Here is a 14,353-nt window from a genome sequence, read left to right as displayed (position 1 = left end):
CGAGCGGGCGATCGGCCCGGCTCCGCTCATACCCGCCGGAGGACGCGTGAACCAGTCGATGTGGATGTTTCTCGTCGTGATTGTGCTGCTTGTCGGCGTGAACACTCTCATCTGGGGAACGGCAGGGCTGTGCCGGGTCATTGCCCGAGAAACGATGCGGCGAAGCGACGCACGCCGTGCCCGTCAGGGGTTGCCGCAGATCGTGCGCAGCACCTGCCCGCCGGTGACGGCTGAGCAGGTGGCCATCGTGATCGCCGCGCACAACGAAGAACTCGTTCTCGCTCAGACCCTGAGCTCGGCCGGGCGCCAAGTGCCCATGAATCAGGTGTTCGTCATCTCGGACGGGTCGAGCGACGGTACGGCTCGGCTCGCGGCTGAAGCCGGGGCGCAGGTTCTCGAGCTCAACCCGAATCGAGGCAAGGCGGGAGCCATCGTGGCCGGCGTCGAACACTTCGAGTTGAGCCGGCGCTTCGAGGTGGTGCTGCTGCTCGACGCCGATACCCAATTGGCCGACGACTATCTCGAGACCGGCCTGCCGTTGTTCACCGACGACGACGTGGTCTCGGTGGCGGGTCGCGCGACGACGCTGTTCAAGCCCGGTGCGCGGTCGCTGTTCGGTCGTTTTCTCGTCTCGTACCGCGAGCGGGTGTACATCGTTGTGCAACTTCTGATCAAGTACGGCCAGGCGGCACGGTCGATCGATTGCGTCACCATCGTGCCGGGATTCGCGAGCATGTATCGCTCCCGTGTGCTCGGCCATATCGACATCGCTGCGCCAGGCCTCACGATCGAGGACTACAACATGACGTTCGAGATCCACGCGCGTTCACTCGGTCGCATCGCCTTCCATCCCTACGCGGCCATCGCGAAGACCCAAGATCCCGACAATTTTCATGACTACGTCAAACAGGTCGGCCGCTGGTCGCTCGGCTTCTGGCAGACGGTGCTGCGGCATCCCTGGCAGCCGCGCAAGTTCTGGTTCGCGCTCTACCTGTACATCGCCGAACTGGTGATCAGCAGTCTGCTCGTCGTTCTGATTGTGCCGCTGGTGCTTCTCGCGGCGTTGGGCGGTGTGCTCGACGCCTTGGGCTGGGATCAGATGCTGCTCGGCGTCGATGTCGCCGTCGTCGTTCCGCCCGGCGTGCTGCTCCTCGGATTTGTGCTGCCGGACTATCTGCTCACGGTCTTCGCAGCATGCGTGGCGCGGCGGCCGAGTTTTCTGTTGTTCGGTTTGGCCTTTCCGTTACTGCGCATCGTCGATTCCGCGCTCTGCCTGCACCGGCTGCCCGAGGCGGTGGTCGGTGAGTCCACCGGTGCGTGGACCAGTCCGTCACGCCGGACCGCCGAGTTGCCTGTTCACGGTCGACGCGCCAGGGAGCACGTCTGACGGTTCCGTATTCGCCAGCAGAGCCAGCAGGTGAGAGCGCGAGCGTGCTCCCGACTTGCGGTAGATCTGCGTCAGCCGAACTTCCACCGTGCGTAACGACACGAAGAGACGGGCGGCGATCTCTTTGTTGCGATAGCCGCGCCCGAGCAGCCGCACCACGTCGAGCTCGCCGGGCGTGAGATTAGCGGTCAAACCGGCCGTGGTCGGGGGCGGCTCGGCGACCCGCTGCGGCCGGATGCCCGGGGTGTGCAGCCAGCCCATGGCCCCCATGCTCGTGAAGATCTGGTTGGCCCCGACGTGGGCGGCGGCCGCCTGGTCTGACAGAGCCATCTGATCGAGCCGGGTGGCGTACGCCAGCATCAAACGGGCGAGTTCGTAGGGTGAGTCGTCGGGCTTGTAGCTTGTGATCGCCTCATCGAAGCTGGCGATGACGCGTTCGTCGGGAGCGAGAAGTGCTCGGCCGCGGGCGGCGGCGAGGGTCGACCAGTGCGACGGCAGCTGGGCCCGCAACTCATCGAACTCCAGCATCAGCGCTCGCGCCTCTCGAGCGGCGCCCGAGAGCACAGTCGCCTCGATGAGGTCGACGTTGTGCCGAGCGTGAAAGGCCATCGTCAGGCTCTTGGTGATCGATCGCACCCGGTGAAAGTGATCGAGCGACCGGTCGATGTCACCGTGCATCAAGTCGAAGGTTCCCTGAAGAGAAAAGTACCGGGCGGCGAGCACCGGATTCCGCTCGTGCTCGAGCAATTCGGCCCCCTCGGCGAAGAACGGAGTCGCCTCGGCTTTCTGGCCTCGGGTCTCGGCACTCCAGCCTTGCAACGTCACTCGCCGGAACCGCAGAACCTCCGACTCGTGTGGCAAGCCGTCGATGAACGACATCGCGTGCTGCAGGTATCCCGACCGGATGTCGTTCTCTGCGGCGAAGATGCGTGCGGACTCGATGAGCCTGCGGTCGGTCTCGGGAGCGTGAACGAGCAGACCGACGAATGTCTTACGCGATTCGGAATGATGCTCCGCAAAACTCAGTGCTCGTCCGGCGGCGACTTGTGCGGCGAGGGGCTGTGTCGCCGGGTCGGGAGCGATCGTTGCCGCCAGCGCGAGCGGTTCGAGTACGCCGCTCAGCGCACGAACCAGTGCAAGGGGCCAGTACAGGCTCTCGTTCACTGATTCGCCGCGTCGAAGCCCTGCGAGGTGATCCGTGATCTCACGGGCGTCAGCGATCTCGCCGCGCTCGGCATGGGCGACGGCTGCGGAGAGCAGCACCTGATTCGACTGAGCACTCGGCGCGGCCGCCGGCGGAGTCAGTCGAGCCTCGACCTCGTTCGGAGCGATGTATTCGTCGCGCAAGAATTCGGCCTGCAGTTTGATGCTCTGCAGAGCGAGGTCGTCGCTGACGCTGGTGTCGAGGGTGAGCGCTTCTTGGCAGTACCGTAGCGCCAGAGTGAGGCTGCCGCGGCCGAGAAGCGCGTCAGAGAGATCAGCGAGCTCGGCGATGACAACGTCGTCATTCGAACGGGTCGCAATGGCGCGCTCGGCGAGTTCGACAGCGGCGCCCGGGTAGCCGCGTTTGGCCAGCGATGCAGCCGCAAGCAGCAACTCGTCTGCCCGCGCGCCGCGAGCTGACGCCCACGATTCGTGCCAGAGGGCGAGGGGCGGGTCGAAGGCGGTGGAGTCGACGGCGAGTTCGCGGTGAATGGCGCGGCGCTCGTTCGACGGCATGCCCCAGTAGGTGCCCGAGCGTACGAGGTTGTCGGCAACCCGCACGTGATGCGATTCCACGGTCACGAGGTGCGATGCAACCAGTTCGTCGAGGGCATCCGAAGCTGCCGCGTCGCTGTCGACGAGAGCCTCGATCGACGTCAGCGGTGCCGAACTGATCTTCTGAAGAACAAAAACCACGGGGTCGGGCAGAGTCGAGATCGCCTCCGCGGCAACCGCCTGGGCCGACGCGCCGAGCCGGAAGGGCAGCACGAGCGGAATGTGCACAGACGCGGTCATGGTGGGCAGTGCCTGAACGATCTCGAACACCGCGAGCGGATTGCCGTCGGCGTACTCCGCCACGATCTGACGTGTGCTGTCATCGAGCGCGGGTGACGCGACAGACGAGATCAGCTCGCGTGTCTCGGCCCCGCTCAGCGGTGCCAGCGTGACGGTCGGCGCGCCAGAGAAGACCGCGGCTGGTGACGGGCGCGCAGCATCCGGCGCATCTGCACCCGCTCGCGCGGTGACGACGAGACAGATGTTCGTCGACGTGAGCCGAGTGCTCACATAGCCGAGAATCGAGAGGCTCTCGGCATCCATGAAGTCGACGTCGTCGATGAGAATCATCACGGGCTCGAGCGACAGCCCGCGCAAGAGAGTGAGCAGCTGATCTGCTGCGGCGAAGAGATCGTCGGGTGCGCTTGAAACCAAGGCGAAACGACCCGAGAATTCGGCGAGACGGCTGTCACCGACCTTGGCGAAAACGGCCGAGAGTCCAGACAGCGGGTAGTCCATTTCGGAACGGTTCACCCGCACGAGAATCGATCTCACCGAGACTGCTTCGAGGGCCGATTCGAGAAGATGGGTGCGGCCCGATCCGCGGCTCCCGCGCACCACCAGCGAGTTCTCCTCGCGATGTGCAGCGAGTGAGACGATCTTCGTCAACGCCGAGCGGCGTGTGGTATCGGCAGTGGTGACCATCGCACAGGGTCCAGGTGCGAATTTCCTTTGTTCGTGGGGCAGAAAGCGTCGTTGCTCTCGGGTTTCATGCTCTCAGACTCTTTCTGGCATCTGTATCACCCGAACGGGGGCTTACGTGCAGACGCCGATGGTGTCGCGTGTAGGCCAGAATGAGCAGTATGGCGATCGACGACGCAGAACACCAGCGGCTCTCCGAAGCGAACGATGGCTCTGTCGCGTGGCGCGATTGGGGCCCCTACGTCGCCGAACGCGCCTGGGGTTCGGTGCGTGAAGACTACAGCGCCGACGGCGACGCGTGGGCGTCGTTTCCGCACGATCACGCCCGCAGCCGCACCTATCGCTGGAACGAAGACGGGATGGCCGGCTTCTGCGACCTCGACCAGAAATGGTGCCTCGGCCTCGCCCTGCACAACGGCGTCGACCCGATTCTGAAAGAGCGGATGTTCGGGCTCACCGGCCCGCAGGGCAACCACGGTGAAGACGCCAAAGAGTACTGGTGGTACCTCGACGGCACCCCCACCCACTCCTTCAACACCTGGCGTTACCACTACCCGCAGGCCGAGTTTCCCTACAACGACCTGATCGAGACGAACGCGAACCGGTCGAAGACCGAGCAGGAATACGAGCTCGTCGATACCGGCATCTTCGACGACTCGCGCTACTGGGTGGTCACCGTCGACTACGCCAAACAGGGTGCGCACGATCTTCTGATGCAGATCACCGTCGAGAACGCGGGGCCGGATGCCGCGACCATCGAGGTTCTGCCGACACTGTGGTACCGCAACACCTGGAGCTGGGGCTACGCGAACGAAGACCCCAAGCCCGCCCTCACGTGGGAAGACGGGCGCGTGGTGGGGCGTCAAGCCAGCACGGGAACCCTGTATCTGCAGGGTGAAGGCTCCGGTGAGGCGGGAGCCGGGCATCCGCTGTTCTGCGACAACGAGACGAACACCGCCCGCATCTACGGCGAGACCACCAGCGAGTTGTCGGCCTACCCGAAAGACGGCATCAACGACTTCATCGTGAATGGTGCGGCCACGGTGAACCCCGAACTCACGGGTACGAAGGCGGCGCTGCACTACTCGCTCACCCTGCAGCCGGGCGAGACGCGGGTGATCCGGGTGCGCCTCACCGGCGAAGACGATGCCGAATTCGAGGCGGCGGCCGAGACCGAACTCGACACGTCGGCGTTCGACGGCGTCGTCGACCGGCGGCACCGCGAAGCCGACGCGTTCTACGCCGAGCTGACGCCCGAGGGAGCCTCAGCCGATGAGGCTCGCGTCTTGCGCCAGGCCTTCGCCGGCCTGCTGTGGTCGAAGCAGTTCTTTCACTTCAACGTGCAGAAGTGGCTCGACGGCGACCCGGCGACTCCTCCGCCACCGCCCGAGCGCGCGAAGATCCGCAACGGATCGTGGCGGCACCTCGACGCACACGACGTGATTCTGATGCCCGACCCGTGGGAGTACCCGTGGTTCGCGGCGTGGGATCTCGCCTTTCACTGCGTCACGCTCGCGCACATCGACCCCGAGTTCGCGAAAGCGCAGCTGATTCTGATGCTGCGCGAGTGGTACATGCACCCGAGCGGGCAACTGCCCGCCTACGAGTGGAACTTCTCCGATGTGAACCCGCCCACGCACGCCTGGGCCGCGCTGCACGTCTTTTTGCTCGACGGCGGAACCGACTACAGCTTCTTGGCGCGCGTCTTTCACAAGCTGCTGATGAACTTCACCTGGTGGACCAACAACAAAGACCACGGTGAGAACAACCTGTTCGAGGGCGGCTTCATGGGCCTCGACAACATCGCCCCGCTCGACCGATCGAAGCTGCCGCCCGAGGTCGGCATTCTCGAGCAGGCGGATTCCACGGCCTGGATGGCGATGTACGCCCTCGACCTGCTGAACATCGCGCTGCGGCTCGCCGGCAACGAGCGGTCGTACGAAGACGTCGCCACGAAGTTCATCGAGCACTTCTTGCAGATCGCGAACTCGGCGAACGCCACCGGCATGTGGGATGACGAAGACGCCTTCTTCTACGACATGCTGCACCTGGCCGACGGCCGCGACGTGCCGATGAAGGTGCGCTCGCTGGTCGGGCTCGTGCCGGTCGTCGCCTCGCTGGTGTTCGACAACACCGAATTCGTCGCGCTGCCCGAGTTTCGCGATCGCGTCATCTGGTTCTTATCGAACCACCCCGAGATGCGGCCCTCGCTTCACATGCACGACCAAGACGGCAAACGGATCTTTCTGCTCGCTCTGGTGTCGCCCGATCGCCTGAAGCGCATCCTCGCGAAGGTGTTCAACGAGCAGGGCATGCTCTCCGACCACGGAATCCGCGGCATCTCGGCCTATCACAAAGACCACCCGTTCAGCGTCGAGGTGAACGGGCTCGAGGCGGTCGTCGACTACGAACCGGCCGAGAGCACCTCGGGGCTGTTCGGCGGCAACTCGAACTGGCGCGGGCCGGTGTGGTTTCCGCTCAACGTGCTGTTCGTCGAGGCGCTGCGCAACTACGGCGCCACGGGTTCGCCGACCACGCGGGTCGAGTTCCCGCTCGGTTCCGGCACGTTTCTCACCTTCGACGAGGCTGCCGACCAGCTCTCGGGGCGGCTCATCTCGCTCTTCACACCTGGCCCTGACGGGCGACGGCCCTCGGATGCCCGGTACGACCTGCTCTCGACCGATCCGCGTTGGCGCGACAACATCTTCTTCTACGAGTACTTCGACGGAGACACCGGCCAGGGTCTGGGCGCGTCGCACCAGACGGGGTGGACTGCGCTGGTGGCGCACCTCATCCTCACCCGGGGTGACCGGGCGGGTGATGGCCCCGCGGCCAACGAGGTCGTGCCCGACGGCATCTAGCAGGTCGTGCCTCGCGCCGCGCTTGGAGCGAGCGGCCGTGCAGGCCGCCCGCCGCGCTCACCTACCAGCGGTAGCGCGCCTTCAGGCCGCTGGCGACGAGGCCGTAGCGGCGGGCATCCAGTGCCGCGCCTTCGCGGCGCATTCCGCCGTCGTGCACCACGAACAGCCGGTCGATTCGGGCCCAGGATGCCCGGCCGCTCTGATCCCAGGCGCCCGAGCCGAGCGCGACAGCACCGCGGTCACCGTCGTGCGACTTGCTCGTCAGCGCCACGCCGAGACAGGTCGCCTCGCTCCGTCGCGACACGATGAGCACGGGGCGGTCTTTACCGCGCCCGTCGTTCTCTTCGTACGGAACCCAGGTCCAGACGACTTCGCCCGGGTCGGGCCGACGGTCTGCGTGCGGAGCGTACGACAGCTTCACGCGCCCGAGCGAACGCGGGTCGACCTGCACGGTGGCGACCGACGTGGTGCCGCCGAACATCCGCCTGACGGCACGAAGAAAACCAGAGAGACTAGCCACCCCGTCAGAGTACCCAGAAAAGAACGAAGCCCAGTGCCCGCGAATCGCGGCAGCAGCTGGGCTTCGAGTCTGAAAGACGAACTCTGCTAGTCGCGCAGGCTCTCTTTGTAGTCGTTCTTCTTCTCCGTGGCGTCACGGTTGGCCTCGGCGGCCTTCACGTCGGCGTTGGCCTTGGCCTCGTCGGCTGAGTCGCTGATGCGGCCCTTCACGTCGTCGACGGTACGGCTGATCTTCTCGCCGGTCGCTTCAGCGGCCTCTTTGGCGTTGTCAAGAAGTCCCATTGTTCTGCTCCTTCTCCTGCGTGCCCGATGCGGCACCGCTCGTGTTTCAGGTTAGACACGACCCCAAATGCGCGTCTACCCGATGGCGCCGATTCACGAATCGTGCTATTGCAAACGGCCCGACCCGAAGTGATTTTGTGGGTTCTCGACAGCCGACTTCAATCGTGGCTGTCGATTGTGCTCATAATGGGGTCTGGCATCGAGGCCAAGAAAGGCAGCCCACGCCCATGAGTATCGACACCCCTGTGAGCACCCCCCGACCGTGGCTTTCGAGCTACGCCGAGGGCGTACCGAGCGACATCGAGCTGCCGACGGGTTCACTGGTCGATCTCATCGAGTCGTCGGTATCGAAGTTCGGCCCGAAGGTCGCGCTGGAGTTCTTCGGCAGCGAGACGACCTACCGCGAGCTGGGGGAACAGATCGACCGGGCCGCCGAAGGGCTGCGCAGGCTCGGGGTGAAGCACGGCGATCGAGTCGCCCTCGTTCTGCCCAACTGCCCGCAGCACATCGCCGCGTTCTACGCCGTGCTGCGCCTGGGCGCGATCGTGGTCGAACACAACCCGCTGTACACCCCGCGCGAGCTGCGGCACCAGTTCGAAGACCACGGCGCCACCGTCGCGATCGCCTGGGACAAGGTGTGCGAGACGATTCAGAAGATGCCCGACGACCTCGCCGTCACCACGCTCATCTCGGTCGACCTCACCCGCGCCATGCCGCTGTCGACCCGGGCCGCTCTGCGACTGCCGATCAAGCGCGCTCGTGAATCGCGCGACGCCCTGCACGCGAAGGCGCGGCACACCATCGAGTGGGAATCGCTGCTGCAGAACCGTCGCATCAAGAAGTCGGTGCCGCGGCCCGACGTGACCGACCTCGCGCTGCTGCAGTACACCAGTGGCACGACGGGAACGCCGAAGGGTGCGATGCTCACCCATCTCAACCTGCACGTGAACGCGCTGCAAGGGCGCGCCTGGGTGCCCGACATGACCGAGGGTACCGAGGTCGTCTACGGCGTCTTGCCGATGTTCCACGCCTACGGGCTCACCCTCTGCCTCACCTTCGCCATGACGCTGGGCGCGCGGCTGGTGCTGCTCCCCCGGTTCGATGTCGATCTGGTGCTGCAAGCGGCGAAGAAGCATCCGCCGACCTTCTTGCCGGCGGTTCCGCCCATCTACCAGCGACTCGCGCAGGGCGCCAAAGATCGCAAGGTCGATCTCACGAGCATCCGTGTTTCGCTGTCGGGCGCGATGAACCTGCCCGTGTCGACGGTCGAGCTGTGGGAGAGCGTGACCGGCGGTCTGCTCGTCGAGGGGTACGGCCTCACCGAGACCTCTCCGGTCGCCCTGGCCAATCCGGTGGGGCCCACCAGGCGCGCCGGATCGATCGGCCTGCCGTTTCCGAATACCGAGATCCGCGTCGTCGACCCGGAGAACGTCGAGGTCGACCGGCCGGTCGGCGAGGCCGGTGAACTGCTCATCCGGGGCCCGCAGGTGTTCGCGGGGTACTGGCGCAAGCCCGACCAGACCCGCGAGGTGTTGCTGCCCGACGGCTGGTTCCGCACCGGCGACATCGTCTCGCTGAGCGAAGACGGCTACGTCTCGGTGGTCGACCGCATGAAGGAGCTCATCATCACGGGCGGATTCAACGTGTCACCTTCTGAGGTCGAAGATGCCGTGCGCGATCATCCGAGTGTCAAAGATGTCGCTGTGGTGGGCCTGCCCGGCGAGAAGGGCGGCGAAGACGTGGTCGCCGCGGTCGTGCTGAAGCCGGGCGCGACGCTCGACGAGAAGGCCATTCGCGACTTCTGCCGCGATCACCTCACGGCGTACAAGGTGCCGCGGCGTGTGGTCGAACTGGATGAACTGCCGACCTCGCTCATCGGCAAGGTCTTGCGCCGCAAGGTGCGCGACGACCTGCTGGCCGCCGCCGAATAGCCGACAAAAAAGCTGGGCGCCGCTCCCGAAGGAACGACGCCCAGCTGATGCTGTTACGCCTGGTGCAGGCGGCGGTTATGCCGGGTCGAGAGCGTAGCTCTCTTCGCCGTGAACCGTCGTGTCGACGCCCGCGATCTCGTCTTCTGTCGTGATGCGGAAGCCCATCGTCTTCTGAATGATCGTGCCGATGATCCAGGCGAGAACGAAGGAGTACCCCATGACTGCGAACGCCGCGCCGGCCTGCTTGCCGAGCTGAGCGAAGCTGCCGGTGTCGATGAGGCCGATGCCGGCGCCGAAGATACCGATGTAGAGGGTACCGAACAGACCACCGATGAGGTGGATGCCCACCACGTCGAGCGAGTCGTCGAAGCCGAGCTTGAACTTCAGCTCGATGGTGAGGCAGCAGAGCGCGCCGGCCAGCAGACCGAGCAGCAGACCCCAGCCCGGCGTGAGGATGTTACACGCGGGGGTGATGGCGACGAGGCCGGTCACGGCACCGGATGCGGCACCGATCGAGGTCGCCTTGCCGTCTTTGATCTTCTCGACGACCAGCCAGCCGATGATGGCGGCGGCGGGGGCGGCGAGCGTGTTGATCCAGGCGATGGCGGCGACGCCGTCGACAGCGGCTTCAGAACCGGAGTTGAAGCCGAACCAGCCGAACCACAGCAGCGATGCACCGAGCAGCGTCAGCGGAACGTTGTGCGGCTTCTGAATGCCCTTCTGGAATCCGATGCGCTTGCCGAGCACGAGCGCCAGGGCGAGGCCTGCTGCACCAGCGTTGATGTGCACCGCAGTACCACCGGCGAAGTCGTTGACGCCCCAGGTCGGAGCCCAGCCTTCGGAGAGGTTGAAGACCCAGAACGCGACGGGGAAGTACACGATGGTGACCCAGAAGCCGGCGAAGACCATCCACGCACCGAACTTCGCGCGGTCTGCGATGGCACCCGAGATCAGAGCGACTGTGATGATGGCGAACGTCGCCTGGAACCCGACGAAGGCCAGCGACGGGAGGTCTGGGCTCATCGCTCCGGTGCTGTCACCGGTGCCGAGAAGGCCGGTCAAGAAGAACAGGGGGTTCGAGGCGTCGAACGGGTTGCCCAGGAGCCCCGGAATCAGCGTCGTACCGAACGACATGCCGTATCCGTAGATAACCCACAGCACGCCGACAAGGCCCATCGCGCCGAAGCTCATCATCATCATGCTGACAACGCTCTTCGCCTTGACCATACCGCCGTAGAAGAAGGCGACACCGGGGGTCATGATGAGGACGAGGGCGGCTGCTACAAGCAGCCACAGGGCGTTGACAGCGGTTTGAACGTCTCCAGCTGTTGGATCATCTGCTAGGAACATCATGGAAAAATTACCTCTCTCGAACCGAGTAAATGCACCGGTGCGCAGATGTCCCCCACAGTTCGGGTCTGCTCGCCTCGGCTACGCCATTAGCTTCGTGGGTCGAGGTTTCGGTTGAGGTGAATCTATGTTTCGCGTTCGTAACGCGATCCACGCCTTTGTAACAACTGTGTTTCGGGCTGCCGACAATTCGATTGAAATCTGTACCCCCATTTCGGGGGTCATCGGATTGGCGTGTTAGCGAGCCGAACGCGACGTGTCAGCGCTGGGTGGAGGCGATGAGGCGGGAGGCGGCGCGCAGGTACTTCTTGCGGTATCCGCCGTTCATCATGTCGCCCGCGAAGACCTCGTCGAGCGGGATGCCCGAGGCGAAGACGGGCAACTGAGCGTCGTAGACGCGGTCGATGAACGCGACGAACCGCAGGGCATCCGTCTGGTTCGCCAGCGGGCTCACATCGGTGATGACGAGCGCGTCGAGGCCGTCGAGCAGCTTGACGTACTTCGAGGGGTGCAGCGAGCCGAGAAAGGCGACGAGGTCGGCGAACGAGTCGACTGTGTACCGTCGGCCCTCTGCAGTGAGCGTGCCCATGGCGGCCGTGAGTGCGTCGTCGTCGAGCGAACGCGCGTGCCCTTCGATGTTGCGGCGGCGGTAGTCGAGACCGTCGATGCGAATGATCTCGAAGCGATCGGCCAGCTTCTGAATCTCGCGCAAGAAGTCTTGTGCGGCGAAACGGCCTTCGCCGAGCGCGTTCGGCGGGGTGTTCGAGGTCGCGGCGATCTTCGTTCCGCCGGCCACGAGGTCGCCGAGCAGACGGGTCATCATCATGGTGTCGCCCGGGTCGTCGAGTTCGAACTCGTCGATGGCGATCAGCTTGGCCCCGGTGAGCAGCTTCACGGTGTCGAGATAGCCGAGTGCGCCGACGAGCGCGGTGAACTCGATGAACGTGCCGAAGTACTTCGGGCTCGGCGCCGCGTGCCAGAGCGAGGCGAGCAGATGAGTCTTGCCGACGCCGAACCCGCCGTCGAGGTAGATGCCGGGCTTTTCTGCGGCAATCTTCTTGGAGCGGCTGAAGAACCCGCCGCCCTTGGCGGGCCCCCAGGTCTTGGCGAAGTCGCGCACCTTGTGCAGTGTTTCGCCTTGTGACGGGTAATCACGGTCGGGCCTATAAGAGTCGAACGAAGCCGTGTCAAACTGGCGCGGTGGCACCAGAACGGCCGCCATCTCTGCGCCACTCAAGGTGGGGCGAAGATCGACGAGGTGCAATGGAATAGTTGTACTGCCGCTCTCGGTTGTCATCATCAGTATTAAACAGCACTTTGAACGACTGGCCGCACGGCCACAACCCGGAGGTAACAATGGCTGTCGAAGCCGACACCACGCCCAAATTCGCCGAGTACGCTCACCCGAACCGCTTGGTGAGCACCGAATGGCTCGCCGAACACCTCGGCGACACCGATCTGGTTGTCGTCGAATCCGACGAAGACGTGCTGCTCTACGAGACCGGCCACATTCCGGGCGCGGTCAAGATCGACTGGCACACCGACCTCAACGACCCGGTGACGCGCGACTACATCTTCGGCGAAGAGTTCGCCGTACTGGCCGGCAGCCGCGGCATCGACCGCAACTCCACCGTGGTCATCTATGGCGACAAGAGCAACTGGTGGGCCGCGTACACACTCTGGGTGTTCAGCCTGTTCGGGCACGAGGATGTTCGGCTGCTCGACGGCGGACGTGACAAGTGGATCTCCGAAGGCCGCGCCGTCACCACCGACGAGCCCGACATCACCCCGCGCGAGTACCCGATCGCCGAACGTAGCGACGTCGAGATCCGCGCCTTCAAAGACGACGTGCTCGACCACCTCGAAGCCGGTGGCAAGCTCATCGACGTGCGCTCCCCCGAGGAGTACAGCGGAGAACGCACCACCGCCCCCGCCTATCCAGAAGAGGGCGCGCTGCGCGCCGGCCACATTCCGAGCGCGCACAACGTGCCGTGGGCCAAGGCTGCCGCAGAAGACGGAACGTTCAAGCCGCTGGCCGACCTGAACTCGATCTACCGCGAGGGCCTCGGCCTCGACGACAGCGACGACGTCATCGCCTACTGCCGCATTGGTGAGCGCTCGAGCCACACCTGGTTCGTGCTCACCCACCTGCTCGGCTTCGAGGGCGTGCGCAACTACGACGGCTCGTGGACCGAGTGGGGTTCCGCCGTGCGTGTGCCCATCGTGCAAGGCGAAGGCCGCGGCGAGCACGTCTCCAAGAAGTAAATCACCGCCCGCCAAAACCTAGGAGAATCCGAGGGTGAACCGCCGCATGCGCGCCACACCCCCGGATTCTCCTACGTTTTTCGTGAGAAACTTGAGGCAGCATGGCTGACACCGAACTCCAACCCGCCCTGGCCGAGATTCGCGACGACTTTCTCGAGTTGTCGCTCAAAGACCGGCTGCAGTTGCTGCTCGAGTTCTCGAACGAGCTGCCCGAGCTGCCCGAGCGGTACCGCGATCATCCGGATCTCTTCGAGCGTGTCGTCGAGTGCCAGTCGCCCGTGTTCATCTTCGTCGAAGTCGACGAGAACCGCATCGTGCACCTGTTCGCGACCGCCCCGAAGGAGTCGCCCACCACCCGCGGCTTCGCCTCGATTCTGGCGCAGGGCCTCGCCGGCCTCACGGCCGACGAAGTGCTCGCCGTTCCCGACGACTATCCCTCGATGATCGGCCTCACCCAGGCGGTCTCTCCCCTGCGCATCCGCGGAATGACGGCCCTGCTCGCCCGCACCAAGCGCCAGATCCGCGACAAGATCGTCACGGGTTGAAGTCGACGTGCCAGTCGTCGAACGTCTTGGTCTTTCGCTCTTCCAGGTAGACGTTCACCGTGTAAAGCCCGAGCGTCGATTGATCCCAGGTGGCGCCGTAACATGCGCCGGCCGCCGCGTCTGGAGGAATCACGATGGTGTACCTCAGGGTGCCGGGATCAGACATTGTCATCGAATGGCTGAAGAAATAGCCGTTCGTGCAGCTGATGGACACTCGATACGGTGTGTCGTCGCCCTTGGCGTAGCCTTGCACCGCAGCGGGGGTGACGACTCCCATGGCTACGTCGATCACGTTGTAGACGCCCGGAGTGGGCGTGAACGGTTGGCTCTCGAGATCGTTCGGCCGCGGAGGGGGCGCCGGTGGTTTCGGATGGCACGCTGACGGCGCGTCCGGCCCTGAACACAATGGCGCTGCCTGCGCCCCGCTGGCTCCCGCCATCAGCAGCGCCGCGCCGATGAGAACCGCCGATGCCAGCGACGCCACGAAACGACCGGTCTTTCTCTTCATTAGAACTCCTTCGCTCTTCAATGAGA

General features: G+C 64.8%; 11 protein-coding genes. 5 read left to right on the top strand and 6 right to left on the bottom strand.

Going from position 1 to position 14,353, the window contains the following annotated elements; genetic code table 11:
- The first annotated feature begins 46 nt into the window (after positions 1-46).
- Positions 47-1,387: a glycosyltransferase family 2 protein gene (locus tag LQ955_RS05690; protein WP_231027220.1), complete on the top strand. Its 1,341-nt coding sequence runs from the start codon at positions 47-49 to the stop codon at positions 1,385-1,387.
- Here LQ955_RS05690 and LQ955_RS05685 read toward each other — a convergent pair.
- The gene (locus LQ955_RS05685) at positions 1,331-4,069 is read right to left on the bottom strand and encodes a helix-turn-helix transcriptional regulator (RefSeq protein WP_231027219.1); all 2,739 of its coding nucleotides are present in this window, start codon (positions 4,067-4,069) and stop codon (positions 1,331-1,333) included. The genes LQ955_RS05690 and LQ955_RS05685 overlap by 57 nt on opposite strands.
- A gap of 158 nt (positions 4,070-4,227) precedes the next feature.
- Here LQ955_RS05685 and LQ955_RS05680 point away from each other — a divergent pair, with 158 nt between their 5' ends.
- Positions 4,228-6,927: an MGH1-like glycoside hydrolase domain-containing protein gene (locus LQ955_RS05680; protein WP_231027218.1), complete on the top strand. Its 2,700-nt coding sequence runs from the start codon at positions 4,228-4,230 to the stop codon at positions 6,925-6,927.
- A gap of 61 nt (positions 6,928-6,988) precedes the next feature.
- Here the strand turns inward: LQ955_RS05680 and LQ955_RS05675 are convergent, their stop codons facing one another.
- A complete protein-coding gene (locus tag LQ955_RS05675; protein WP_231027217.1) occupies positions 6,989-7,447 on the bottom strand; it encodes a type II toxin-antitoxin system PemK/MazF family toxin in 459 nt (152 codons plus the stop codon).
- A gap of 86 nt (positions 7,448-7,533) precedes the next feature.
- A complete protein-coding gene (locus tag LQ955_RS05670) occupies positions 7,534-7,728 on the bottom strand; it encodes a hypothetical protein (RefSeq protein ID WP_231027216.1) in 195 nt (64 codons plus the stop codon).
- A 227-nt stretch (positions 7,729-7,955) separates the two neighbouring features.
- Here LQ955_RS05670 and LQ955_RS05665 point away from each other — a divergent pair, with 227 nt between their 5' ends.
- Complete coding sequence (locus LQ955_RS05665; protein ID WP_231027215.1) at positions 7,956-9,659, top strand: long-chain-fatty-acid--CoA ligase; 1,704 nt, start codon at positions 7,956-7,958, stop codon at positions 9,657-9,659.
- A 75-nt stretch (positions 9,660-9,734) separates the two neighbouring features.
- On the opposite strand, the gene LQ955_RS05660 is transcribed toward LQ955_RS05665, so the two are convergent.
- Together LQ955_RS05660 and zapE are read right to left on the bottom strand one after the other, a co-directional pair.
- Positions 9,735-11,012, bottom strand: coding sequence for an ammonium transporter (locus LQ955_RS05660; RefSeq protein WP_231027214.1), 1,278 nt, complete (start codon positions 11,010-11,012; stop codon positions 9,735-9,737).
- A 256-nt stretch (positions 11,013-11,268) separates the two neighbouring features.
- The gene (gene zapE, locus LQ955_RS05655) at positions 11,269-12,306 is read right to left on the bottom strand and encodes a cell division protein ZapE (RefSeq protein WP_231028060.1); all 1,038 of its coding nucleotides are present in this window, start codon (positions 12,304-12,306) and stop codon (positions 11,269-11,271) included.
- 59 nt (positions 12,307-12,365) lie between these two features.
- On the opposite strand from zapE, the gene LQ955_RS05650 reads away from it, so the two are divergent.
- Positions 12,366-13,274 (top strand): sulfurtransferase, encoded by a 909-nt coding sequence (locus LQ955_RS05650; protein WP_231027213.1) that lies wholly within the window; start codon positions 12,366-12,368, stop codon positions 13,272-13,274.
- A gap of 101 nt (positions 13,275-13,375) precedes the next feature.
- The gene (locus tag LQ955_RS05645) at positions 13,376-13,819 is read left to right on the top strand and encodes a SufE family protein (RefSeq protein ID WP_231027212.1); all 444 of its coding nucleotides are present in this window, start codon (positions 13,376-13,378) and stop codon (positions 13,817-13,819) included.
- Here the strand turns inward: LQ955_RS05645 and LQ955_RS05640 are convergent.
- Positions 13,809-14,327 carry a hypothetical protein gene (locus LQ955_RS05640; RefSeq protein ID WP_231027211.1) on the bottom strand — a complete coding sequence of 173 codons (519 nt, stop codon included), beginning with the start codon at positions 14,325-14,327 and terminating at the stop codon, positions 13,809-13,811. The genes LQ955_RS05645 and LQ955_RS05640 overlap by 11 nt on opposite strands.
- Positions 14,328-14,353: the final 26 nt, after the last annotated feature.

The organism is Subtercola endophyticus (genome assembly GCF_021044565.1).
GTDB lineage: Bacteria > Actinomycetota > Actinomycetes > Actinomycetales > Microbacteriaceae > Subtercola > Subtercola endophyticus.
The sequence above is the reverse complement of the archived record's forward strand: the minus strand, read 5'-3'. Positions and strand labels throughout refer to the sequence as shown.

Coding starts and splice junctions, on each gene's coding strand:
- LQ955_RS05665 (WP_231027215.1), top strand. CDS start 7,956: ATGAGTATCGACACCCCTGTGAGCACCCCCCGACCGTGGCTTTCGAGC.
- LQ955_RS05685 (WP_231027219.1), bottom strand. CDS start 4,069: ATGGTCACCACTGCCGATACCACACGCCGCTCGGCGTTGACGAAGATC.
- LQ955_RS05680 (WP_231027218.1), top strand. CDS start 4,228: ATGGCGATCGACGACGCAGAACACCAGCGGCTCTCCGAAGCGAACGAT.
- LQ955_RS05640 (WP_231027211.1), bottom strand. CDS start 14,327: ATGAAGAGAAAGACCGGTCGTTTCGTGGCGTCGCTGGCATCGGCGGTT.
- zapE (WP_231028060.1), bottom strand. CDS start 12,306: ATGACAACCGAGAGCGGCAGTACAACTATTCCATTGCACCTCGTCGAT.
- LQ955_RS05650 (WP_231027213.1), top strand. CDS start 12,366: ATGGCTGTCGAAGCCGACACCACGCCCAAATTCGCCGAGTACGCTCAC.
- LQ955_RS05660 (WP_231027214.1), bottom strand. CDS start 11,012: ATGATGTTCCTAGCAGATGATCCAACAGCTGGAGACGTTCAAACCGCT.
- LQ955_RS05645 (WP_231027212.1), top strand. CDS start 13,376: ATGGCTGACACCGAACTCCAACCCGCCCTGGCCGAGATTCGCGACGAC.
- LQ955_RS05670 (WP_231027216.1), bottom strand. CDS start 7,728: ATGGGACTTCTTGACAACGCCAAAGAGGCCGCTGAAGCGACCGGCGAG.